Source organism: Klebsiella sp. 141153 (genome assembly GCF_032601995.1).
Taxonomy (GTDB): Bacteria; Pseudomonadota; Gammaproteobacteria; order Enterobacterales; family Enterobacteriaceae; genus Klebsiella; species Klebsiella aerogenes.
Genome location: NZ_JAQIRJ010000018.1, coordinates 35,988 through 60,513, shown reverse-complemented (window position 1 = coordinate 60,513; position 24,526 = coordinate 35,988). Strand labels below are relative to the sequence as shown.

The window sequence follows — 24,526 nt, the reverse complement described above, 5'->3', positions numbered from 1 at the left end:
TATGGGAAATCACACGTGATGAATGGAATGCTCGTAAAGGTGGCTGATAAGCTGATGGCATGTCCGCTAAGCGCTCCCAGCGGACCTTCAGCTTCGTTAACACGTCCGCTCCGTGCCAAAAGCGGAAGTTAACTACGGATAAAATTCAGCGCCCCACACCCAGAGCCGCTGCATAACGGCAATAAGCTACACTTGTTCATTATTTCCACAACAGAAAAGCCTTCCGCTGCTTCAACGGTGTGTGTTTGACATCGCGCAGTTGGGACATTTTGATCAACAACGAGCATGACCAGCTAACGATGAAATTGATACTTGTTCGACACGCAGAAACAGAGTGGAATTGGGAAGGAATTATTCAGGGGCACAGCGATAGCTCCTTGACCTGTCGGGGTTTGCGTGAAACATCCCTCCTACTAGCAGCGTTTAGTGCAAGTGAGTATCAAATAGAGCGTGTTTACGCTTCTCCGCTTGGGCGTGCCTGGCAAATGGGGCAAAGCCTGGCTGAACACTTTCATTGTTCACTGACGGCTGAACCGGCCCTTAAAGAGCAGGCCTTTGGTCAGTTTGAAGGTATGCCGTTAGAACTACTCAGACAAAAACATCCAAACTATGCAAATGCATTATTCAGGCTTGATGCAGAGTATTGTCCACCAGGGGGGGAGTCACTGGCGCATGCTTCTCAGCGAGTTATGCGTTTTTTACAAAACCTGGAAGATACCTCATCACATCAACAAACAATATGTATTGTGTCTCACGGGCATGTCAGTCAGGGCACTCTGGCAATTCTTAAAGAAGGGACTGTCAATAGTTTCCCTCGCTATGCTCATCCCAATGCAAGTTATTCTGTTATCGACCTGATTAATGGAAAATGTATTGGCCTAAAGTGGGGGATTGCTACACATTTACGTCACCTGAATTAGTGGCTACCTTCCAGGCATTGAAAACCCATCCTGCCAGAGTCATCATTATTTAAGCACAATGTTCACTCCTCGCTGTGAGTTCAACGGGTCGATGCAACGCTATCCTTAATCAAGGGGGGGACGTTGCTATGAAACGAAGAACTCGGATTAACTTACCTGCGTTTTACCGGGAGCGCGCATCGCAAACTCATGCTCTACTGATGACGTGGGTGCTAAAGATAATTATCCACTCATTGAAACCTGACTTTTTCACACTGACACAATCAATGATTCCAGCCTAATTGAGGTAATGGCATAATCAGGCTGGCGAAAGTGAGGGTGAAAATGGATAAAACAGCGAAAAATCAGATAGTAGATAGCGACATTGCACAGTTATTACTAAAGCACAGGAAAGCTCGTAACTGGACGGTAACGGAGCTTGCTCAACGCTCAGGCGTGAGCCAGGCGATGATTAGTAAGATTGAACGAGGCGTCTCCAGCCCCAGCGCGACTATCCTTAGTCGTTTAGCGAACGCCATGAATATTACGCTATCAAAACTTTTCGCCGAGCTTGAGCAACATCAGAACTCGCTGGTTCGTTTCGCTCACCAGCAGCAGCATTGGAGAGATGAACAATCAGGCATTATTCGTTGGACATTGTCTCCGGCGGGCGCCAGTCCGGAACTGATAAAAGTTGAAATCCCTGCAATGGGTCAACTGACGATCCCCGCCTCCGCTATTGAGCATCTTTGCGGGCAAACACTTTGGATGCTGAGCGGCAACCTTGATTTTAGGGTCAATCATCAGACTCATCATTTGCAAGCGGGTGATTGTCTTGCTCTTACCTTTGCAGGCGAGTGCCAAATGACTAACCCGGATAGCGAACAGAGCTGTACATACATCGTTGCGTTTAGCCAAAAAAACAGATGATATTTCCCTGGCAAACGGTTAGACGCCATTCCCTTTACGCAGGTGCAGCAGGGGATAAGGTCTTCCCTGACTATCCTGCCCGGAGCGCCCTGAAACCTGGAAGCCCATATGTTGATAAAACCCGACGGCCTGTTGGTTTTGTTCATTGACGTCGACGCTTAAATCAGGATGAAGAGCAAGGGCATGGGATATCAACAGTTTGCCGACGCCAAACCCGCGAGCAGCAGCATCTACGAACAGCGCCTCCAGATGACCATCATGTAAAAACATAAATCCGAGTGGAAGGTCTTCATCATTTGTCGCTACCCATACAGGGGTTTCTGAAAAAAAACCGACCACCTCTTTTTCGATCTCTTGCCGGTCATGTGTTGTCAGAAAATCGTGCGTAGCATCTACAGAACTTTTCCAAATCTGGATGATGTCTTCCGCTTCAGAAGGTCGTGACATTCTGATTTTTATCATTTTATTTTCCTTAAAGTGGACATGGTTTGGGGTAATTACCTACAAAAATAACCCCATTAATTTACTATGGTGTAATTAAATTCACAATAGTGATGATGTCGCCATGTCTATCGTTGCTAGACTCACTTTCAGGTGCAGAATGCCACGACCGGCTCTGGCCTGATAGCGCTCGAACTGGCGTACAAGCTGTTCGAGCGTATGGAAAGCCGCGATGAGTTCCGATTTATTGTTGTGGAGCTCACCCTATGCATGTCCTCAAGGTCGTAGTCACTGCCCCGGCTATGAAGCAGACTCGCTACAAGATAGTCGAGTAAAGGGCAATGGATAAGGCCTTTCAGGCCGATGCGTTCTACTGACTCAGAAATCTTTTTTACGGAAGCTATCGCGGATGGCGTCCCCCATCAGACAGGTCAGGTTCATCCAGGTAGGCTCGACTGCGAAATTCGCCATGTTTCCAGCCATATTGTCGAATGCTCGCTTGTTGGTATAGAGCATGTGCCCTGGTGACATAAACTTTGCCTCCATGATCGATTTCTCAACGTTCTCGTAATTGAGTAGGTTGCCAAAGTTGCCGCGACCAGAAACGAACGTCTTGCCTGCCTCATTTCCACCCCAGGTAAGATAGGGGTTGAGAAAAATGAAGGACGGCATGCTGTTGATGGCGACCGCACCATATTCCAGGTCAGACACCGCTTGCTCGAGTAATTTCTGATGGGCCTTTCTGGTGTCCTCATCGATAAGTATCGCACTGGCGAGCGTGCCCAGGAGCTGGGTGTTGGCGAACTTGACGGCGCCGGGGAGGAAGTGCGCGGCATTGGCTGGCAGATCTAGCGGCACCTCAGCGAGCACCAGGCTAAACGCTTCATGTGAAGTGGCGTAGCCACCGGGCTCAATGTCTGTTAGTAATATGACGTCGGAATGCGGATACTTGCCGCCCTCGGGGCTCAGTACTTCCGCATCGGGATAGGCCTGTCGGAAACCATCCACGACCTTGTCGGCGCCGGGGTAGTACATACCCATGGCCGGAGTAGTCTCCGAGATAGCGACCCGCAGCGCGTCGAGGAATTCCTTGCGCTGCGGCCAGTGTTTGCTTGTCACCAGAGTCTGGGGACGACCGCAGTTCGCGCCACCATTGAACTTTGCCATGGTGGCTATCTGCACTGCCTGATGCTCAATTTCCTTCTTTGTCCATGGCCGGTCGCCCGGCACGATGATGCATGGGTTATTGCCGCCGCATTCGGAGATAAGCGGCGTCTCTGTCGCTGACATGATAGCCTCGGCCGTTGCGGTTCCACCTGTAAAGTAGATCCGGGAGAGGCGGGGATCTACTGTCAGGTCTTGTCCCCGATCGGCATCGCAGAAGCTCAGAACGCGCCGATCGATCAGCGGCTGCATGATCTTCGCCCAAATCCTGTCGGTTTCTTCGTTCAGGTGATGCGGTTTGTGTACGACTGTACAGTTCTCGAAGAAGATCGCTTTCAACACCTCGAGCGCTGAGCTGTAGTTGCCGGCACCCAGCACGGCAATAATACCCGCGGGCTTTTCCATCGGATTGATTTGTTTCGGTGCGCCTTTCACACGGATGCGACTCTTCTGATCCGCGTACATCAACTTGTCCTTCCGCTCCTGCGGAAAGACATAAATGTCGTAGAGATCCTCACTCACTTTTTCCACGCTCAGCGGCTGTGGCATCTTGCCGTCGAGAATGGATTCATAAAGGATGATGGCTGCCGAGACGGTACTCGCCATAGGAACGACGGTAGCAACCTTTGACATTGGGTATGAAAAAAGAGGCGCACCGAGGATGCCATTCTTCATCTTGCTGTCGGCGAAGGCGAGGTCATCACCGTACTTCTTCAGGTTTGCACGGATTTCCTCCAGCAGATGCAAACGTTCTGCGGGAGATGTTGTAGTCCATTTTTGGGGATCCAGTCGGTCGATAGCTTCGGTAGCATTCATTGGGATTTCTCTATTGTTCAGATTGGACCGTCAGGACTGGTGGAACGTGTCCTGGCTGGTGTGATGTTTTCATCTCACTATAGGAAGCAAGCCGCGACAACGCTCTGGCAATCCGCGCCAATTTTAATGCGAGAGATGCCAGCACAGGGAGTGAGTCGCGGATGTTACAGGTTGGCGCAACGTGCAGTCATTGTGGCGCGGTTTGACGGGGGTTAAGCGCACGACTGCTCTATACTCTGAGCGTCGGTTGAATGAGCAATAGTGACGGAGTGCTGAAGGTGCAAAACAAAACTTTTCCCATGGATATTGGCTGGCTGGCAATACTGAAGGACTTAGGTGTTCAGCCTGGCCATGTATTACGTCGGGCCGGCCTTCCAGACGATTTACTCTCCCGTACAAGACAGGGGCTTTCTGGCGAAGACTATTTTCGTTTCTGGCGCGCTTTAGAGGCTGAGGCAAGTGATGCCATGTTTCCCTTACGCCTCGTCGAGACTCTCTCGGCTGATTCTTTCAACCCACCGCTGTTCGCTGCCCTGTGCAGCACGAATCTGGTACAGGCTATGCAGCGCCTCGCCAAATACAAGCAACTTGTGGCGCCCATGAGCCTGGAAGTCAATACGGGTGACGCAGGCGAGCTGGTCGTGACGCCTCGCTGGTTGTCGATACAAACCGCGGTACCTCACTCGCTGCAAGTGGCCGAGATTGCGTTTTTCGTGCGACTAGCCAGACTGGCTACCCGTGAGCACATTAAGGCGCATCGCGTTATCCTGCCGGAACTTCCGTCCAGTCGTTATCTCCGGCGTTACGAGAATTTCTTCGGCGTACCTGTGCAAAAGGGAGAGTATCCAGCAATCGCTTTCGCCGCTGTGGATGCTTTGCGTCCATTCCTCACGGTCAACGAAAGCATGTTTCACGCGTTCGAACCCGATCTTCGTCGACGGCTCAGTGAACTTGATTCGACAGCGTCGACGGCGGAACGCGTGCGTGCTGTCTTACTGGAGCTGTTGCCTGGTAACGCGGCTACCATTGAGAAGGCCGCGGAACGACTGGGTTTGAGCAAGCGTACGCTTCAACGTCGGCTTGAGGAGGAGGGGGAAAACTTTCGCGCCCTGGTCAATATGGTGCGGGAGAGCCTTGCCCGACATTATCTGGCAAATACCACGATGTCCGGCGCAGAGATCGCTTTCCTCCTTGGATTCGAAGATCCCAATTCCTTTTATCGCGCATTCCAGGGGTGGACTGGAAAAACACCTGACAGCGTCCGTCATGCCATGCGCTTGAATTGAGGAAAAACACACCATGTCTAAACTTACCGAACAACGGAAAGTCCTGCTTGCTGGCGCCACAGGGCTGGTGGGCGGCTATATACTTCAGTCCCTGCTGGCAGGTCCCTGAGCGGTACAAAAGATTTTCACAAAGTCGTCCTGCCAAAGAAGGCCTATTTTGATGTCAATCCAGACAGCGTCAGATTCCAGGGAGAAGCTAAGCCTCCCCCTGAATTCACCCTCAGGCGTTAGCCGCCGCCTTTAACCGCGCTTTCATCAAACTATAGGTCGTCCAGGCGTACCGTTCCGCCCAGTCCTGGTCGGCAATGGCCTCGACCTTCACCGCGCAGTACTTGGTTTCCGGCGTTTTCGAGATAGGATCCAGATTATCCTGGGTCAGCTCATTACAGGCGCCGACCCACCACTGGTAGGTCATGTACACTGCGCCGGGGTTGATACGCTCGCTGAGATCGGCGCGAGTCATCACTTTGCCGCGCCGCGAACTCACCCAAACCAGCTGACGATCGGCAATACCTGCCCGCTCGGCATCGGCAGGGTGCATCTGTATCCGGCCCGGTTCGTCCGCCAGCGACTGCAGCGCGGCGCAGTTGCCGGTCATTGAACGGCAGGAGTAATGTCCGACTTCGCGCACCGTGCAGAGCACCAGCGGGAAATCATCGTCCGGCGTTTCCGCCGGCGCGCGCCACGGCGCGGCGAACAGTTGCCCTTTGCCCGATGGGGTATCAAAGTGATTATCCTGATACAACCACGGCGTACCGGGGTGATCGAGCGTCGGGCACGGCCACTGCACGTGGCCCATATCGCCCATTTTCTCCCAGGTTACGCCGTAGAACAGCGGGCAGAGTTCACGCATCTCATCCCAGATTTGCTGGTTACTGGCGTAATGCATCGGATAGCCCATCTCGCTGGCCAGCAGGCTGATAATTTCCCAATCGCGTTTCACGTTACCTGTGGGAGAAATAGCCTGCTCGAAACGCTGGAAGCCGCGGTCGGCGCAGGTAAAGACGCCGCCGTGCTCGCCCCAGGACGTCGCCGGCAGCAGTACGTCAGCCACTTCCGCCGTTTTGGTCATAAAGATATCCTGCACCACCACGAAATCCAGCGCCTCCATCCCTTTGCGTACCAGACCCAGGTCAGCCTCGGTTTGCAGCGGATCCTCGCCCATGATGTAGTAGGCTTTGATTTCTCCCGCCAGCGCTTTATGCGGGACTTCGGTGATACGAGTGCCGATTTGCGTATCCATCATCGCCGGATCGATGCCCCAGGCATTGGCGAATTTGGCGCGCACCGCGGCGTCGGTGACATCCTGATAGCCCGGGAACTGGTTGGGTAATACGCCCATGTCGCAGGCGCCCTGAACGTTATTTTGTCCGCGAACCGGGCCGACGCCGACGTTAGGCCTTCCGAGGTTACCGGTCAGCAGCGCGAGGCTGGCGAGACCACGAACGACATCAACCGCCTGGCCGAACTGGGTTACGCCCATTCCCCACATAATGGTGGCGGAAGGGGCGGCGGCGAAGGTAAGCATCGCCCGCCGGATAGCCAGCGCCGGGACGCCGACCAGTGCTTCCACGGCTTCGGGAGAGTAGTCTTTCACCGCTTCGCGGTAGGCCTCCAGCCCTTCGGTATAACGCTCAACGTAATCGTGGTTGTAGAGATCTTCCTCCAGCAGGACGTGGGCGAAGGCGTTGACCAGCGCCATATTGCTGCCGTTGTTGAGTTGCAGATGCTGGTCGGCGATGCGGGCGGTTTCAATGCGCCGCGGATCGCAGACGATGATTTTCGCGCCGTTATCGCGGGCTTTGAGCACCCGTCGCGCCACGATAGGGTGAGAATCGGCGCAGTTGTAGCCAAAGACCAGCAGGCATTTTGAGTTCTCGATATCGCTTATTGAGTTACTCATCGCGCCATTGCCGAGTGAAGCCTGCAGCCCGGCGACCGACGGCCCGTGGCAAACGCGGGCGCAACAGTCGACGTTATTGGTATTGAGTACCGCTCGGGCGAATTTCTGCATCACATAGTTGGTTTCGTTACCGGTGCCGCGGGACGATCCGGTGGTCATGATGGCGCGCGGCCCGTACTTGGCTTTGATCTCGCTGAGCTTAGCGGCGGTGTAGCGAATCGCTTCTTCCCAGCTGACCGGGGTGAACGGGCCGCCTTTCTGATAACGAATCATCGGTTGCTTGAGGCGAGGCGTGAGAAGCTGCGTGTCATTGAGGAAATCCCAGCCGTAGTAGCCTTTCAGGCATAGCTGGTTTTGATTGGTGACGCCGTCGGCGGCCTCGGCGCGAATGATTTTATCATTTTCGACAACCAATTTGAGTTTACAACCTGCCCCGCAATAGGGGCACACGCTGGTAATTTTATTCATCAGTAACAGACCTGTTAACAGTGAAGATAGGGCGATAGCGCGCCGGGCCCGGCAGGCTACCGTCAGCAAACGCGCGACGTCGATCGTCGTGCGATGCAGTTCGATTGCATAATGCGTGCCAAAGTGAAAATAGCGCTGATGACGCGGGATGAAGGTGATGAAGACGTGGGAAAATCACTGACGTCGTCACAAGTGACGATGACGCGGGACGCCGTGGCTGACGATCGCCCCGCGGGGACTGAGGTTAAGCGTTAACTTCCATATTTTGCTGCAGTTGGTTCAGCGTCTCTTGCGACATGCCGGCCTGCCGCGCGGCGGCGCAGATCGCCTGCCAGCTACTGGCATCGAGCGGAATACCGTTTGCCAACCGCTGCTGACGATTGGCCGCTTCCCACTCTCCAGGCGCCAGAATAGGCGTATCGGCATCATGCGGCGACTGTTTACACCAGTCGATAAAGGCCTCGGTTTCGCGCTGCATCTGCGGCGCATCGAAGGCTTCAGGGCTGAGAATAATGGTAGTCATGCAGTTGAAGATGGCGTCGACGCAGCCCTGCAGGCTGTCCTGATGGGTCGTTTGCCCGCCTGAGACCGCACCGCCGAGTACTTCACAGAGCGTCGCCAGGGCATAGCCTTTATGTTGAGCAAAAGTGAGCAGGGCGCCAAGCGGCGAGGTCTGCATCACCGCCGGATCGGTGGTCGGTTCGCCGCGAGAGTCAATCAATGAGCCGGCAGGCACCGCTTCGCCTTTATGCCATGCGACGCGGGTTTTGCCAAAAGCGATGGCGCTGGTGGCGTAATCGAGCAGCAGCGGCGGATGGCCTTCACGCGGGAAGACCACGCAGAGTGGGTTAGTGCCGAAGCGACTATCTTTGCCGCGAAATGGCGCCACCATCGGGTCGCCGACGACGCTAACGAAATGAATGGATATTAACCCCTGCGCCGCGCATTGTTCCGCCCAGTAACCGATGCGCCCGATATGGTGAGCATTGCGCAGCGCCACGGCGGCGAGGCCGTGCTGTTTGGCTTTTTCAATCCCCAACTGCATGGCTTCATGGGCAACGACCTGGCCAAAACCGGCGTTGCCGTCGAGGGTGACGACGGCGCCGGCGTCTTTCATCACGCTGGCATGGCGGTTAAGTTGCAAAAAACCTTCGCTATGGGATTTTACGTAGCTCGGGATCATGCCGACGCCGTGGGAATCGTGTCCGGCAAGGTTGGCGGCGATCAGGTGGTCTGCGACCAGCGCGGCTTCGGTTGGCGTACTGCCCAGTTGCGTGAACAGGGTAGTGACGAAGTGGTGTAGCTCCGTGGGGCGAAATCGATGTCCTGTAGGCACGGATAGTCTCCTCGATGTATGTTGTTGTTTTGTTGCGTTTGCCGTTCCATGCTGCGCCGCGAGGCGCAGAAGATCAAGGCAATAAATATCTCTCACTAAATAGGGAGATTATTGGCATGGTTCATTTTGACGAAACCGCCCGGCAAAATGGTTTTGAATGTAATATTAGGTGAATATGTAAAAGGTACATTTATTATTGTCAGGAGTAAATTTAATATTACTCTGAATAGCGTTATGTGATGGTTTTTTATTTGAGCTATTTTATTGTGATGGAGCGATAAAAGAGGTATTGTATTCATGCTGTTCAGTTGATGTAATAAATACCAAGCCTGATAGAGTAATGGAATACATGTATAACATTTGTGGATAGAAATGATTTTTATATTGTTAGGCAAACATTATTGAGAACATCTAAAGTGAAAGTACCGGGTTCTCGATCGGGTTTATTGGCTTATGGTTACGTAGATGTTCAGGGGAGCCGAGACTGTGCCAGTTGTGAAGTACATTAAGAATTCATTACTATTTGCGGTATGTTTTCTTTTTGCCTTATGGCTCAGCAGCTATGGTAAACCTCTAAATGGCATAACGCTTTGGGTGATAGATCATACCTGGTGCCTGTTTAACTCCCGTCTCAGTCAACCATATGAATCAGGAGCAGATCCCATTTCTTTTATTACCATCCTGGTAATGGCGCTGCTTTATGCGCTGCTCCTGTTTTTCTTTATTCGAATGGTCCTGAAGAAATGCAAATAAAAGGCTTTGACCATAGCGCTAATCGCTCCGTGACGCCGCAGCATTAATCTGTGACCTCGCTCGCTGTTTTCACTACTCGCTGAATAAACTCCATAAACACCACTTTTTAAACTACACCACTGTCACAAAAGCTATAAAAAACCCGGCCCATGCGTTGCAGAGGTTCTTACAGCACTATATGTTAAATTTGTGTTTAATTATTGATGCTTAAGGGTTGATTTTATGTATAAGAAAATCGGTGGTTTAGTGGTTTCACTGACGACAGTCTTCTCGTACTCCGCGCTGGCGGAGGTGCCGCAGGGCTACCCGGCAGATTATCAAAAGGTCGTTGATGCCGGGGTGAAAGAGGGCAAAGTCGTGGTTTATTCCACAACGGACACCAAAGCGGCAGGGCCGTTAATTAAAGGCTTTGAAGCGCAATATCCTGGGATTAAAGTTGAATATAACGATATGAACAGCACCGAGCTGTACAACCGTTATATTAGTGAACAAGCCGCCGGCGGCGGGAGCGGCGACGTAGTGTGGAGCTCTTCCATGGACACGGCGCTGAAATTAGCCACCGATTATGCGCAAGAGTATGCCTCGCCGGAAGTCGGCAAGCTGCCGAAATGGGCGGTCTGGCAGCAAAAAGCCTACGGTACAACCTATGAGCCGGTGGTCTTTATCTATAACAAACGGCTGATCCCGCAAAATGAAGTGCCGGATTCACATACCGCATTGGCCAAACTTATCGCCGGGCAGGCTGATAAATTTAAAGGCAAAGTCACCACCTACGATATCGAGAAGTCGGGGCTTGGTTTTATGCTGGCGGTGCAGGATAGCAAGGCTGACGGCAATTACTTTGCAGACCTGGCGAATATCGCCAAAGGCGGCCTGACGGTGCAATCCTCTACCGGCACCATGATGGAGCGCGTCTCCTCCGGTGAAAACCTGATCGGCTATAACATCCTCGGCTCCTATGCCGAAGCGCGCGCTAAAACCGACCCGTCATTAGGTATTGCCTATCCGAAAGACTACGTGCTGGTGCTGTCCCGCGTCTCATTTATCACCGCGGAAGCAGGGCATCCTAACGCGGCGAAACTGTGGTTCGACTACGTACTGTCGGAAAAAGGGCAAACGATTCTCGCCTCTCAGGGTGATATTCCATCAATTCGCAACGATATTGAAGGTAAAAATGATATCGACGGAATGACGAAATTACTGGGCAATGCCCTGAAGCCGATTCCGGTGGATGAAAGCCTGTTGCAATATCTGCAACCTAAACAGCGTCTGGAATTTATTAAGCAATGGCGTGCCGCCGCTGCGAAATAAAGTAATGGCTTTTGAAAATTCCCCCGGAATGCAGTCGGGGGAATGACCTTATCAGTGTTCAGTAAATAAGTACTCATATCTCTTCTTGATAATTTATCTCTGCACTTTGCCAGGGGAATTAAAGATGAACATTTTACGCAGAAAGTGGCAGGGACTACCGCGTGGCATGGTGGTATTGATTGCGGCGCTGGTGATTTACGTTCCGCTATTATTTATCGTGGCGCAAAGCTTTCTTTCCGCGCCATTTTTTGCCCGCTCAAAAGAGTGGAGCCTCGAAGCCTTCGGTTTTATTTTTACCGATCCGGATTTTTATCTGGCCTTACGCTCCGGATTTATTCTCGCCTTTGGTCTGGTCATTATCGCGATTCCGCTGGGCGGCATTCTGGCCTTTTTAATGGTTCGCACCGATTTACCCGGGCGACGTTTTATTGAGCCGCTGATCCTGGTGCCGATTTTCGTCTCGCCGATGGTGCTGGGCTTTGGTTACGTGGTGGCCGCCGGGCCGGTCGGTTTCCTGTCGCAGTGGGCGCAGGAGTGGCTTGGTTTTGTGCCGTGGAATATCTATTCGATGTTCAGCATCGTGGTAATCGCCGGTTTAACGCACGTCCCGCACGCCTATCTTTATATCTCCTCGGCGCTACGTAGCGTCGGTTCGGACGTGGAAGAGGCGGCGCGTACCGTCGGCGCCACGCCGCTGCAGGTGATGACCTCGGTGAGCTTGCCGATGGTACGGCCGTCCATTCTCTACGCCTGCGTGCTGCTGTTCTTCCTCGGCCTGGAGGTCTTTGGCCTGATGCTGGTGCTCGGCGATCCGGAGGGCAACATGGTGCTGGCGACCTATCTCTATAAGTTGACCAATAAACTGGGAACGCCTTCTTACCATCTGATGGCGGCGGTCGCGGTGGTGTTAATCTGCATTACCATTCCGCTGGTGATGTTGCAGCGCCGGTTGATGCGTACCGCCAACCGCTTCGTGACCATGAAAGGTAAAGCGTCGCAGTCGCGCGCCTTGCCGCTGGGGAAATGGCGTTGGGTCGCGGGCGCGGTCGTGGTGGCGTGGTTGACCGTGACCATCGGCGTCCCGCTGCTGGGCGTGGCGCTACGGGCCTTTATTTCCAATTGGGGCGTTGGCGTTTCGCTATGGGATGAGCTGTCGCTGGCGACTTTCCGCAACATCTGGCAGCAGCCGAACCTGCTGCGGGCGATCGTCAACTCGATGGCGATCGGGATTATCGGCGGCGCGCTGGCGGTGGTCTGCTATCTGTTTGTCGGTATCGCCATGCACCGTAAGCCGGATAACGTGACGCGTTTTCTCGACTACAGCGTGCTGGTACCGCGTGCGGTGCCGGGCCTGTTGGCCGGTCTGGCGTTTCTGTGGGTGTTTCTGTTTGTGCCGATGTGGCTCGATCAGTCGCTGAAAAACGGCTGGCTCTCGGCGCTGCCGGTCGCCGACTGGCTGCGCGAACACCTTATCGTGCAACTGCGCGCGCTGCGCAACACCATTTTCAGCGTCTGGTTGGCCTATACGGTGGTGTGGATGGCCTACGGCCTGCGCCTTATCTCGTCAACGCTGCTGCAGGTGGCGCCGGAGCTGGAGGAGGCCGCGCGCAGCACCGGCGCCTCTCGCGGGCAAATCACCCGCCACGTCACTGTTCCTCTGGCGCGCTACGGGCTTATCGGCTCCTGGCTGCTGATGTTCCTGATCTTTGAACGCGAGTATTCAACCGGCGTTTATTTGTTGTCGCCAGGCACTGAAACGATCGGTTCGATGCTGGTCTCTCTGTGGGCGGCGGGCGCCATTGATATCGTCGCGGCGCTATCGTTTATCAATATTCTGCTGGTGGTAGTCGGTCTGGGTATCGCCCTGCGCTTTGGAGTGAAATTACATGATTGAGTTATCGGTAGACAATTTACATCTGACCTATGGCGACAACCCGGTGCTGAAAGGGGTGTCGATGGAGCTCAAACGCGGAGAGGTGGTGTCGCTGCTCGGCCCTTCAGGCAGCGGGAAAACCACGCTGCTGCGTGCGGTTGCTGGTCTGGAGAAACCGACCGCCGGGCGGATCACCATTGGCAATAGCGTGGTTTATGACGGCAGCCCGCGTAGCGAGATCCCGGCGGAAGAGCGTAATCTCGGGCTGGTGTTCCAGTCCTACGCCCTGTGGCCGCATAAAACGGTATTCGACAACGTGGCCTATCCGCTGAAACTGCGTAAGGTGGCCAGCGGCGAGATTAAACAGCGGGTGCAGAGCGTACTCGAGCAGCTAGGTCTGGGACATCTGGGCAACCGGCACCCGCACCAGCTTTCCGGCGGCCAGCAGCAGCGCGTGGCAATTGGGCGGGCGCTGGTCTATAACCCGCCGGTTATTCTGCTGGATGAGCCGCTATCCAACCTCGACGCCAAGCTGCGTGAAGAGGCGCGGGTATTTCTGCGCGAGCTCATTATTAAGCTGGGCCTGTCGGCGCTGATGGTCACCCACGATCAGAATGAAGCGATGGCGATCTCCGATCGCATTTTGCTGCTTAACAACGGCGTGATTGAACAGCAGGGGACGCCGCAGGAGATGTACGGTAACCCAGCTACTCTGTTCGCCGCCGAGTTTATGGGCAGCAATAACCGCCTGCACGGTAAGGTGACGGCGCTGGAGAACGGACGCGCGCGGGTTGAAGGCGCCAGCTGGGCGCTATGGGGCCGCGCGGGCGAGGGGATAAGCGTTGGCCAGCCGGCGACGGCGGTGATCCGCGTCGAACGCCTGCGACTTGACTGCTCGCCGCAGGATAACAGCCTGGAACTTCCGCTGCTGACCAGCATGTACCTCGGCGATCGGTGGGAATATCTGTTCCGCACCGAGGGCGATGACTTTGCGATTCGCGCCTACGGCACGGCCCTGCGTGACGCCGAACATTGTAACCTGACGCTGCCCGCGGACGATGTGTGGATCTTCCCGCAGCGATAAACTTTGCTTAGGGCGCTATGGCGGTAGGGAAACCGCCATGGCTTTCGTATTCATCTTTTTGTGAAATGACTTCATATTAATGAGGGTTAATTCATCAATCTGAAATAATAAAAACATATGAATTAATTGTTTCGTATGATTACGGTGCATGTGTTGTTGTGCTGAAATATATTTTGTAAAAATGTGGGTTAAGCAATTATTAACAACAATTTAATGCGGCCTAATAAATATGCCTTGCAAATTATTTTAATTAAAATGGTTTATTGATGTGCATAAATTAGTGGTGGATTTCTATTGGGAATGATGTGATTTTAATTGCCGAGATTATAATGCATTCGTCATGGAAGATTCCCTGTGAGACGTTTAACCCGAATTCATTTGCATTCCGAAAATGCCGTCACGGCGATCGGTTTTGAAAAGTGTCCCGCGAAAACAAGAAGGCTTAGTAACGGAAGTGTAGCGATAGGGCGCTCGGTGCTGGAACACTGTCAAATAGTGGGAGAGATCGCCCGAGTTTTAATTTCCCGATTCCCCGAGGCAATGCGCGGCCATTTATTCCCCGCAGGGAGCGAAATGGCTGCCGCTTGTCATGATATTGGGAAGGTCAGCCCAACGTTTGTCGCAAAGATATTTTCAGCCTGCGGCATTAGTTATCGGCAGTACCCCGCGCTGGCTGGGGTAAGCCCTGAACTTGAAAGCCAGTGGGGTGGGCACGCAGGCGTCAGCCAGGCGAGCGCAGAAGCGTTCGGAGTGCCGCGATATGTCGCCGAAATACTCGGACAACATCATGGTTTTAATCCGCGAGTTGATGGCCGGCGCGGCAATGCCGATATATTTGGCGGCCCTTTGTGGTTCGATGAGCGCCAAAAATTAGTGGCTCAGCTAAGACAAAATCTGCAAACCGATTGGCCAACGTTTGATTCGGCAGCCCAGGCCAGGGTGGTTGCTGGTTTAACCTCCGTCGCTGACTGGATAGGTTCTTGCGAATATTTTGACAATCCGGAAGAAGATTGGCGGCCGAATATATCAACAGCTTTAACGCAGGCGGGTTTTATTAAGCCAATTATTCGCCAGAATCTCTCTTTTGCTGAAGTGTTTGACCCTGTAAAACGGATTATGCAGCCGCGTACGCCCCAGTCGCTTTTTATTGAACAGGTTGCCGAGCCCGGCGTTTATATTCTTGAAGCACAAATGGGGATGGGTAAGACCGAGGCCGCGCTATATGCGGCTTATCAATTGTTGGCGCAGAACAAAGCCAGCGGAATTTATTTCGCGCTCCCCACGCAGTTAACCTCAAATAAAATCTACGATCGTTTCAATGCTTTTCTGGCGCAGATTATTGATACGAATACCCCTGAACGCGCTTTATTGCTGCATTCTGGCGCCTGGTTACTGGATACCGAATTGGGCGAAGAGGGCTGTCCCGGCGGGTCATGGTTTAATCACCGTAAACGCGGTTTATTAGCGCCGTTTGCCGTCGGCACCATCGATCAGGCGCTGATGGCGGTGATGAATGTGAAGCATGGTTTTGTCAGAGCCTATGGGCTTGCAGGCAAGGTAGTGATCCTTGACGAAGTTCATACTTACGATCTGTATACCGGCACGATTCTCAATGCGTTGGTCGAATTTCTCCGTCAAATCGACTGTACGGTGATTATTCTCAGCGCCACGCTGAGCCGGCAACGCCGTGACGCCTTGCTGCAGCAAACGACAAACAGTGAGGCATATCCGCTGATCACCGCCGCGCCCACCTGCGCTGCGGAATCGACGCTGGTCGAGATTGCCGTTCCTGTTTCAGAGCATACTACCTTCGCTCTCCATTGCTGCGGTAAAGATGAAATCGCGTTGGAAGAGGCGCTACGACGCGCAGAACTTGGGCAGCAGGTGTTGTGGATTGAAAATACCGTTGCTGAAGCGCAGCAACGTTATCTTGATATGGCTAGCCGGGCGGTTGACGCTGGCTGTGAAATAGGACTATTGCATTCGCGCTTTACGCCTCAGCACCGTAACCGGCATGAGCAGCGCTGGGTCGCACTTTACGGCCAGGCTGGTTGGGCACAACGCCAGCGGTGCGGGCGTATTTTAGTCGGGACCCAGGTCCTGGAACAATCTCTTGATATTGACGCTGATTTCCTCGTGAGCCGTTTTGCGCCTACCGATATGTTGTTGCAACGTCTTGGCCGACTGTGGCGACATGCGGAAACTCCCCGCCATGCCAGCGCGACAGCGGAATGCTGGCTATTGTCCCCAGCCCTTGACTGCGCATTAGCCAACCCTGGTTCTGCATTCGGCATGAGCGCGATGGTCTACTCACCCTATGTGTTATGCCGTAGCCTGGATGTCTGGAAAGCGCTCCGCGTTATCTCGTTGCCTGGGGATATTCGCCCCCTAATAGATCGGACCTATAGCGAGCGTTCTGAAGAGGGGCCATGGGCCACGCTATTGCATGAACTGAAGAATGGCAGCCGCTTTCGCTCAGGTGAACAGGCGCTACAGTCGCTGGCGAAGCTAACGTTATCTACCGGCGGGAAAACGCTGCCTGAGCATAAGGCTGAGACCCGCTATAGCGATCGTGACACTACCGAACTGTTGCTGCTGCGCGGTCTACGTTCACATGACGGCGTCACGAATTTCCGCCTGCTTGATGATTCTGAATTAACCCTCCCGCATGGCCGACATCGTTTAAATCGGGCCCAGTGGCGGCAGTTGGCGGTATCGCTTAATCAGCAACTGGTACGAGTGAACCCGACTTATTGCCCGCCCCAAATCGCCAGGAATGAGCTGGAAAAATTACATCTGCAGGAGGTGTTCTATCTTGGCCGTCCCGAAGATGACGAGGCGCTTTTGCGCGTTGCCATTGTCAGCCCGGCGGGCGAACTAAAGACGCTGGATGGCCGGCCAGCAGGCGATAAATACACCCTCGAATACAGTGAATATCTTGGCTTCCGGGCCATTTCCAAAAAGGAATAAACCATGGAAAACCGTTTCAATTTGATTGATGAACCCTGGATTGCGGTCGTGGACGTGGGGTTGGTCAGTTTAACCGATATTTTTAGTCAGCCGGAATTACGTGCGTTAAACGGCAATCCAGTACAAAAAATCGCGCTCACCAAATTGCTACTTGCCATCGCCCAGGCTGCCGCGACGCCTGCGGATGATAGCGCCTGGCAACAGATGGGCTGGCAGGGAATGGCCAATCGTTGCCTGCAGTATCTTGCTAAATGGCACGACCGTTTTTATCTATATGGCGAAAAGCCATTCTTACAGATGCCCGCTATTCAAGCCGCCAAGCGCAAGTCTTTTGGAACATTGTCTCCGGAGGTAAGTACCGGCAATACCACGGTTTTGACCGAAAGCCAGCAACAGCAGCCATTAACCGATGCGGACAAAGCGCTAACGATTGTTACACAGATGGGATTTGGCCTCGGGGGCAAGAAAACTGATAACTCTGTGGTGTTAACGCCGGGCTATCGGGGTAAACAAAACAAAAATGGGAACACTGCTAGTGGTAAACCTGGCGTCTCCGTCGGGGGAAAGGGATTTTTGCATTCATACTGGTTGGGCAACTCAATCGTACAAAGCATTTGGCTCAATTTATTTACTGCTGAGGATATTGCACAACTGGTGATGTATCCCACGCTGGGGACTGCTCCGTGGGAGCGAATGCCGACAGGGGAAGATGATGACATTGTACGTTCGTTAAAAACATCGCTGCTGGGACGCCTGATCCCGATGGGTAAATTTTGTCTGTTAGCCGAGGACGGCATTCACTATAGCGATGGAATAAGCCATGCCGGCCATCTTGAAGGCAAAACCGACCCCACGGTGTCCGTTGATTTTTCCGCAAAGAAAACGACGCCTTTATGGGTTAATCCGGGTAAGCGCCCCTGGCGTGAACTGACCTCGTTACTCCAGTTTATCGCCCAGGGTGATAGCCGGGGATTTGAAACCCGCCAGCTTAGCCTTCCTCTGCAGCGGATAACCCGTAGTACAGAACAGTTTGCGGTATGGTCGGGTGGATTAAGGGTGAGTATCAAAGCTGGTGAACAGTATCCTTCAGGTACGGATGATTATGTTCAGTCAGAAATATGGTTGTCATCCGATCTCATCAATAGTTCCTTTCTTGAATATTTAAAATATGAAATGACGCAGCTTGAAGCTGTGCAAAAACAGCTTTGGGGGGCGGTTGTGCGTTATTTCCGCCAGCTATCAGATATTGATAAATCAGCGACCGGGAAGGCCCAGCCCTTTGTGACAAAGCAGGCTGAAAAAGCTGCTGCGCTATTCTGGCATCTTTGCGAACGTCATGCTCAGGCGCTTATTGATGCTTGTCTTAACTCTGTGGGAGATCGTTCCACGCGTCTTCCGCTACGAAAAATGTTTGTCGGCTATGCCGAACAGGTTTTTGACCAACTTTGCCCCGCCGACAGCGCCCGTCAAATAGATGCCTGGGCACAGTTTCGGCCTAATTTTTGCCAAGATCATACCGTTGATTAAGGAGGATCATAATGGATCAGTTTCCCGCAGATGTTACCGCCGAATGCGCGGGTAGCGAATCGCCCGCCAAACGATTTGTCGGTTACGTGATTGAGCGTATCGGGAAGGACAATGGCTTTGCCGCCCGCCTGAAACGGGCGGACAACCCGGCGACCGAATATCAGAGTTGGGAAATTCTGGCGGGGTTTGGCATTGACCTGGAAAAAGAGTGGCAACGCCTGCCGTACTGCATCATTGGCGCCGCTCTGGCCAGGGCGAAACCCGCCTGTAACGGTACAACCGCTCTGGGGGCCGCTATTGCGGGGTGTTATCCCGAGGGCAACCAGTCTGAACAGGCCAAAGCCCGGCTGCGGCGGCTGTTAGCCTGCACCTCGACGAGCGAAGCGTGCCGTATTTTGCGCCCGCTGCTGTCATTAATGGCAGGCCGCGAGGTGACGCCGGATTTCACCAGATTACTCAACGAACTGCTGGGGTTCTCCGGCAGCCGCCGCGAACGGATCCGCGTCAGCTGGGCGCAACAATTCTATCGTCATGCCGAGGAGGCCGGCAGAAATGAGACGGGGAATCCACATGACTGAACTTTTTGCCAGTGCCTTACATCTTGATCGCGCCGCGGTGAAAGCGCTGAAAATCAGCGATGCCTATTCCTTACACCGTGTGGTGTACAGCCTGTTTGCTGACGTGCGTACAGACCGGCAGAAGTGCAGTCATATCTCGAGCGGCATCGCCTACGCCGACCGCGGCGGCGATTTTCACGGTCGCAGAGTATTGATTGTCTCTGATAGACCCCCGGCTGCAAAGGTTGATGGGCGCTACGGCGAGGTCATCAGCAAATCGATTCCTGCTGCTTTTCTCTCACATTCGCGTTATCGCTTTGAGGTACAGGTGAATCCGGTGCGAAAAGATAAACAAACGGGTAAGCGCATGGCGATTAAAGGCCGGACGGATATCGCGCAGTGGTTTATTCAGCGCGCCGGCCGCTGGGGCTTTGACGTTGATCTTCCGAGCCTGCAGGTAGAGGCGATGGAAGTGCTGCAGTTTAAAGATAAAGCCGGCCGCCAGGTGACGCTTGGCAAGGCGACGGTACAGGGGCTGCTTACCGTAACCGACCGGCCGCAGTTTCAGCATAGCTTTCATCACGGCATTGGCAAAGGGCGCGCCTTTGGCTGCGGCCTGCTGCAGATTGTGCCCGTTGTTGATGCGCTTTTTTCCTGATGATTAATAAATTTATTAAGGATAATCCAATGACTACCCCGTTCCAAAAACACCCGTATCGAGTTTCATATTTTGCAGTCTTTCCCGGTGACCTGCCTTAACCGCGATGATGTGGGGGCCCCCAAGTCCGCCATCGTTGGCGGCGTTTCGCGCGCCAGAGTGTCATCGCAGTGCTGGAAGCGCCAGGTTCGTCTGGCGCTGCCTGATTTTGGTATTCGTCTCGGAGTGCGTAGTAAAAAAATTGCCTCAATACTGGCCAACGCCTGTACCGTTTTAGGAGCGAGCGATGAGCAGGCCAATCGCTGCGGTGAGACGATGTCTGCTTTTTTGTCGAAAGATACCTTGTTGTTTCTCAGTGAGTCTGAGGCCTCCGCTTTCGCCGCTTACGCGCAGGAAAAGGATTTTGACGCCGCCAAACTGAAAGACAAAGAATTAGTCAAGGTCGCCAAAAAAGCGGTTAGCAAAACGCTGGACGCCCTGGATATTGCGCTTTTCGGCCGTATGGTGGCTAAAGCGGCGGATATGAACGTTGAGGCGGCGGCCTCGTTCGCGCATGCGATTTCAACGCATAAAGTGAGTAACGAGGTCGAGTTCTTTACCGCCGTGGATGATTACAAAACGGACGATGAAAATGGTTCGGCACATATGGGCAGCCTGGAGTTTAATTCGGCGACCTATTATCGCTATGTGAGCCTGGATCTGGGACAACTGGAACAGACGTTGGGTGAGGATGCTGACATCAAAACTGCCGTCGCCGCGTTCGTTAAGGCGCTGTATGTCGCCGTTCCCGCTGCTCGACAAACAACGCAGTCCGGGGCCTGCCCGTGGGATTATGCCCGCGTGTTGTTGCGTAAAGGCCAGGGTCTGCAGGCTTCTTTCGAACAGCCTGTTAAGAGCCAGGGCGAAGGCTTCTTATCCCCCAGTAAAGCGGCGCTGAAAGAGTGGCTGAATAAAAAAGAAAAACTCTCCGGTTCCCTGTTTGGCAAACAAGGCGATTACGAGTGGGGCGAGGATCTCGACTACAGCATTGACCGCCTGATTGCTGACTTACAGTCACATCTGTAATGGACGGTGGAGATGAGCCAATCTATGCGATATATGCTGCTGTGGCTTGAAGGGCCGCTGCAGTCCTGGGGATTCGATTCAAAATTCGATGTGCGCGATACGCTGAATTTCCCGACCCGCTCGGGCATTCTGGGGCTGATCTGCTGTGCGCGAGGCGCCGCGGGGCCAGAGGTCGAGTGGCTGGCGGAGATGAATAACCTGGCGATGGAAGTTCGCGCCTACGCCCGTACCGACAAGCAGGGCCAGCCGCAAGTCCGTGAGCCGACGCTGTGCGACTTCCATATGGTCGGCAGCGGTTATGACGACAGCGATCCCTGGCAAAGTCTGCTGATACCCAGGAAATCTGATGGAACGAAAGCGGGTAGTAGTGCTCCCAAAATGACCTACCGCCACTACCTCCAGGATGCGGTTTTTGCCGTGGTGATGGCGCTTGGCCGCCAGCAGGCCGAGTCGTTGCCGGAGGCTTTACAAAACCCCGTCTGGGATTTGTATCTGGGGCGTAAAAGTTGCGTGCCCAGCGAGCTGATCTACCAGGGGATATATGACAGCGCCGGGGAGGCCTGGCAGCAGGCGCAGAAGTTAGCCGACAGCAAGCAGCGCACGCTAAGCTATACGGTTATTGAAGGGGAAGGAGAGGGTGACATCATCACGCTAAACGATGTCCCGGTGCAGTTCGGTCGACATAAGCGTTATCGGGATCGTCAGGTGACCGTGCTGGAGTGCCGCTAATGGCCCAGGGAGAGAGGCTGTTTGTTAAGGTCACCCGCGAACTACTGCCACAGGTGAAGGACAAATATCCTTTTTTATACCTTGAGCGCGGGCGGCTGGAGATTGATGACAGCAGTGTTAAATGGGTTGATGCCGATTGCAACGTAGTTCCTCTGCCGGTGGCGACCATCAACGCGCTGCTGCTTGGCCCCGGAACCACGGTGACACATGAGGCGATCAAAACCGCGACCGCCGCTAACTGTGCGGTGTGCTGGGTGGGCGAGGATAGCCTGCTGTTTTATGCCGCCGGTTTTTTGCCCACTGCGGATACCCGCAATCTCAAAGCACAGATGGCGCTGGCCTGCAATGAGTCGTCTGCGCTCAAGGTTGCCGCGGCGATGTTTGCTAAACGCTTTCCGGATGCTGAGCTCGAGGGCAAAAGTTTAAATAGCATGATGGGCATGGAGGGGAGCCGGGTTCGCGCGCTGTATCAGCAGAAAGCGCAAGAGTATGGCGTCGGTTGGAAAGGACGTCAGTTTACCCCCGGAAAGTTTGAACTGAGCGACCTGACAAACCAGGTCCTGACCTCCACCAACGCGGCTCTGTACGGCATTTTATGCTCAGTGGTGCATGCGATGGGGTACTCGCCGCATATCGGTTTTATCCATTCAGGTAGTCCTTTACCGTTTGTCTATGATCTGGCTGACCTTTACAAAGAGCGGCTCTGTATCGATCTGGCGTTTTCGCTGTCGAGGGAGATGGCGGGGCGATACGATAAACATAAAGTTTCTGAGGCATTCAGAAAACGAGTGATAGCCCTGGATTTGCTCAACCTGATTGCGGCCGATATCAATGAGCTAATGGGAGGAAAACGTGCTCGTCGTACTGGCAAATGATTTGCCGCCAGCGGTTCGAGGGCGAATGAAACTGTGGTTTGTCGAACCCCGGCCGAACGTTTTCGTTTCAGGCGTCAAAGATTCGGTTGCGCAAACCGTCGTTGATTACCTGATGCAGTACACGCCCGCGGAATCAGGCCTGATGCTGTTTCGCAGTATTCCTCAACCGCCTGGCTATGAAATTCGCTACAAGGGCGAGGTCAGGAAGCCGATTATTGAGGTCAGCGGGTTACAGCTTATTATTGAGACCCTAAAACTGTCGTAATACATGGATATAGTGTTTTAATTGTCGCTCTTTCACAATATATTGGTGTCTTCCCCACGCACGTGGGGGTGTTTCCGATTGGCTCTACGTATTGAGCCAACCATGAGGAGTCTTCCCCACGCACGTGGGGGTGTTTCCCAGTAGCGCCAGCACCCAGAACCAGCTCACGTGTCTTCCCCACGCACGTGGGGGTGTTTCCCCCTCTAACCTGCGCGGTATGCAGGGTAACGTGTCTTCCCCACGCACGTGGGGGTGTTTCCGGTGAACGCATTGCACTGTGTAGCGGTCGCATGTCTTCCCCACGCACGTGGGGGTGTTTCCAGGAGACTCTATGTCGACCTCAGGCAGCGCTAGTCTTCCCCACGCACGTGGGGGTGTTTCCAGACCGCTGACAGCATGGGGAAAATCAAGTGGGTCTTCCCCACGCACGTGGGGGTGTTTCTTGCGCGCTTGCTTTACGTCGCAATTCAGCCATGTCTTCCCCACGCACGTGGGGGTGTTTCCAAAGGGATCGCTGATAACCCCCGCATCCAACAGTCTTCCCCACGCACGTGGGGGTGTTTCTTTCCAGGGTGCGGGCCATAGGGGTGATCCAGTTGTCTTCCCCACGCACGTGAGGGTGTTTCTATGGCGATCGACAAATCGACGAACGAGTTGGAGTCTTCCCCACGCACGTGGGGGTGTTTCTGACCGGTACATCCGGACCAGTTCCGGCACGTTGTCTTCCCCACGCACGTGGGGGTGTTTCTTTGCAATCGGGAAGCTGTGATTCGTGAAGCCCGTCTTCCCCACGTACGTGGGGGTGTTTCTTTCAGTCACCAGATTTGCGTTACGTTCCGCCAGTCTTCCCCACGTACGTGGGGGTGTTTCCCAGAGCAGGCCGCCGTCCAGCCGGTAGACGCAGTCTTCCCCACGTACGTGGGGGTGTTTCTAATCCCCAAGCCCCGGCGTTGCGATATCAATAGTCTTCCCCACGTACGTGGGGGTGTTTCCGATGAATGGCCAATGATGACGGCATCCCAGTCGTCTTCCCCACGCAGGTGGGGGTGTTTCCAACTTCGACTGCGTTATCGCCCGTAGTGTGGAAGCTTGCTCCCAGCAGGCAAGGCGTTTTATGGGTTTTAGCCGTCTGCCAGATGACACACCGCTTCGATATTGTGTCCATCTGGCGCAATGACAAAGGCAGCGTAGTAATTGGCGTGGTAATTAGGCCGCAGTCCCGGCGCGCCGTTATCCTTGCCTCCGGCGGCCAGCGCCGCGTGCCAGAAGGCATCAACCTGCTCGCGGCTGTCGGCGCAAAAGGCGATATGCAGCGGCGCGGGTTTATCTTCGCTTTGATAGAGGCATAAAGAGGCATCGTTCGCCCCGGCTAGCTCCGCGCCGTAAGCCGGCTCGCCTTCGCCTGCCAGCGTCACGCCGAGCGGCGCCAACGCCTGTAAAAAGAATGCCTTGCTCGCGGCATAATCACTGACGCCAAATTTGACATGATCGAACATAAATTCTCCTCGTTATTGGGAATATCTGTACGACATCACCGTGTCGTTAAAATGAGAAGGGCACAGATACTGTTTTAATTAACAACGGTGATTAACTAATTTAACAGCTCGAATTGTTTA

The 24,526-nt window shown here is 53.8% G+C and carries 19 protein-coding genes and 1 CRISPR repeat array; of the genes, 14 read left to right on the top strand and 5 right to left on the bottom strand.

Translation table 11 applies throughout. From position 1 onward, the window contains the following. Positions 1-299 precede the first annotated feature (299 nt). Together PGS10_RS24385 and PGS10_RS24380 are read left to right on the top strand one after the other, a co-directional pair. The gene (locus tag PGS10_RS24385; protein ID WP_101739697.1) at positions 300-920 is read left to right on the top strand and encodes a histidine phosphatase family protein; all 621 of its coding nucleotides are present in this window, start codon (positions 300-302) and stop codon (positions 918-920) included. A 324-nt stretch (positions 921-1,244) separates the two neighbouring features. Next, complete coding sequence (locus PGS10_RS24380) at positions 1,245-1,829, top strand: helix-turn-helix domain-containing protein (protein ID WP_047052740.1); 585 nt, start codon at positions 1,245-1,247, stop codon at positions 1,827-1,829. Between the two features lie 18 nt (positions 1,830-1,847). Here PGS10_RS24380 and PGS10_RS24375 read toward each other — a convergent pair whose 3' ends face one another. After that, positions 1,848-2,291: an acetyltransferase gene (locus PGS10_RS24375; RefSeq protein ID WP_316423612.1), complete on the bottom strand. Its 444-nt coding sequence runs from the start codon at positions 2,289-2,291 to the stop codon at positions 1,848-1,850. 357 nt (positions 2,292-2,648) lie between these two features. Further along, positions 2,649-4,250: an aldehyde dehydrogenase family protein gene (locus PGS10_RS24370; RefSeq protein ID WP_316423611.1), complete on the bottom strand. Its 1,602-nt coding sequence runs from the start codon at positions 4,248-4,250 to the stop codon at positions 2,649-2,651. Positions 4,251-4,528: 278 nt separating this feature from the next. On the opposite strand from PGS10_RS24370, the gene PGS10_RS24365 reads away from it, so the two are divergent. Then, on the top strand, positions 4,529-5,536 hold the full coding sequence (locus tag PGS10_RS24365) for an AraC family transcriptional regulator (RefSeq protein WP_075052328.1): 1,008 nt from the start codon (positions 4,529-4,531) through the stop codon (positions 5,534-5,536). Positions 5,537-5,756: 220 nt separating this feature from the next. On the opposite strand, the gene fdhF is transcribed toward PGS10_RS24365, so the two are convergent. Both fdhF and PGS10_RS24355 read right to left on the bottom strand, forming a co-directional pair. Then, a complete protein-coding gene (gene fdhF, locus PGS10_RS24360) occupies positions 5,757-7,907 on the bottom strand; it encodes a formate dehydrogenase subunit alpha (protein WP_316423610.1) in 2,151 nt (716 codons plus the stop codon). 244 nt (positions 7,908-8,151) lie between these two features. Continuing rightward, complete coding sequence (locus PGS10_RS24355; protein ID WP_015705181.1) at positions 8,152-9,243, bottom strand: malate/lactate/ureidoglycolate dehydrogenase; 1,092 nt, start codon at positions 9,241-9,243, stop codon at positions 8,152-8,154. A 975-nt stretch (positions 9,244-10,218) separates the two neighbouring features. Here PGS10_RS24355 and PGS10_RS24350 point away from each other — a divergent pair. The 11 genes from PGS10_RS24350 (at position 10,219) to cas2e (ending at position 22,910) form a co-directional block, all read left to right on the top strand. Further along, complete coding sequence (locus tag PGS10_RS24350) at positions 10,219-11,307, top strand: ABC transporter substrate-binding protein (RefSeq protein WP_020079034.1); 1,089 nt, start codon at positions 10,219-10,221, stop codon at positions 11,305-11,307. Positions 11,308-11,431: 124 nt separating this feature from the next. Further along, the gene (locus PGS10_RS24345) at positions 11,432-13,201 is read left to right on the top strand and encodes an ABC transporter permease (RefSeq protein ID WP_047046585.1); all 1,770 of its coding nucleotides are present in this window, start codon (positions 11,432-11,434) and stop codon (positions 13,199-13,201) included. Then, complete coding sequence (locus tag PGS10_RS24340) at positions 13,194-14,264, top strand: ABC transporter ATP-binding protein (protein WP_047078809.1); 1,071 nt, start codon at positions 13,194-13,196, stop codon at positions 14,262-14,264. The genes PGS10_RS24345 and PGS10_RS24340 overlap by 8 nt, the downstream gene beginning before the upstream one ends. A 354-nt stretch (positions 14,265-14,618) precedes the next feature. After that, entirely contained in the window at positions 14,619-17,234 is a 2,616-nt protein-coding gene (cas3, locus tag PGS10_RS24335) for a CRISPR-associated helicase Cas3' (protein WP_316423609.1), read from the top strand. Between the two features lie 3 nt (positions 17,235-17,237). Beyond that, a complete protein-coding gene (gene casA / locus PGS10_RS24330; protein WP_316423608.1) occupies positions 17,238-18,761 on the top strand; it encodes a type I-E CRISPR-associated protein Cse1/CasA in 1,524 nt (507 codons plus the stop codon). A gap of 11 nt (positions 18,762-18,772) precedes the next feature. Beyond that, positions 18,773-19,339 carry a type I-E CRISPR-associated protein Cse2/CasB gene (casB, locus tag PGS10_RS24325; protein WP_316423606.1) on the top strand — a complete coding sequence of 189 codons (567 nt, stop codon included), beginning with the start codon at positions 18,773-18,775 and terminating at the stop codon, positions 19,337-19,339. After that, the gene (gene cas6e / locus PGS10_RS24320) at positions 19,332-19,976 is read left to right on the top strand and encodes a type I-E CRISPR-associated protein Cas6/Cse3/CasE (RefSeq protein WP_316423605.1); all 645 of its coding nucleotides are present in this window, start codon (positions 19,332-19,334) and stop codon (positions 19,974-19,976) included. The genes casB and cas6e overlap by 8 nt, the downstream gene beginning before the upstream one ends. Positions 19,977-20,048: 72 nt before the next feature. After that, positions 20,049-21,041 (top strand): type I-E CRISPR-associated protein Cas7/Cse4/CasC, encoded by a 993-nt coding sequence (gene cas7e, locus PGS10_RS24315; protein WP_316423604.1) that lies wholly within the window; start codon positions 20,049-20,051, stop codon positions 21,039-21,041. A 12-nt stretch (positions 21,042-21,053) separates the two neighbouring features. Beyond that, complete coding sequence (gene cas5e, locus PGS10_RS24310) at positions 21,054-21,770, top strand: type I-E CRISPR-associated protein Cas5/CasD (RefSeq protein WP_316423603.1); 717 nt, start codon at positions 21,054-21,056, stop codon at positions 21,768-21,770. Then, on the top strand, positions 21,770-22,645 hold the full coding sequence (cas1e, locus tag PGS10_RS24305) for a type I-E CRISPR-associated endonuclease Cas1e (RefSeq protein WP_047046557.1): 876 nt from the start codon (positions 21,770-21,772) through the stop codon (positions 22,643-22,645). The genes cas5e and cas1e overlap by 1 nt, the downstream gene beginning before the upstream one ends. A 25-nt stretch (positions 22,646-22,670) precedes the next feature. After that, positions 22,671-22,910 (top strand): type I-E CRISPR-associated endoribonuclease Cas2e, encoded by a 240-nt coding sequence (cas2e, locus tag PGS10_RS24300; protein ID WP_047046555.1) that lies wholly within the window; start codon positions 22,671-22,673, stop codon positions 22,908-22,910. A 47-nt stretch (positions 22,911-22,957) separates the two neighbouring features. Continuing rightward, positions 22,958-23,963: a CRISPR direct-repeat array (repeat unit 28 nt; unit sequence GTCTTCCCCACGCACGTGGGGGTGTTTC). A 68-nt stretch (positions 23,964-24,031) separates the two neighbouring features. Here cas2e and PGS10_RS24295 read toward each other — a convergent pair. Next, positions 24,032-24,406: a VOC family protein gene (locus tag PGS10_RS24295; protein WP_047046552.1), complete on the bottom strand. Its 375-nt coding sequence runs from the start codon at positions 24,404-24,406 to the stop codon at positions 24,032-24,034. Positions 24,407-24,526 lie beyond the last annotated feature (120 nt).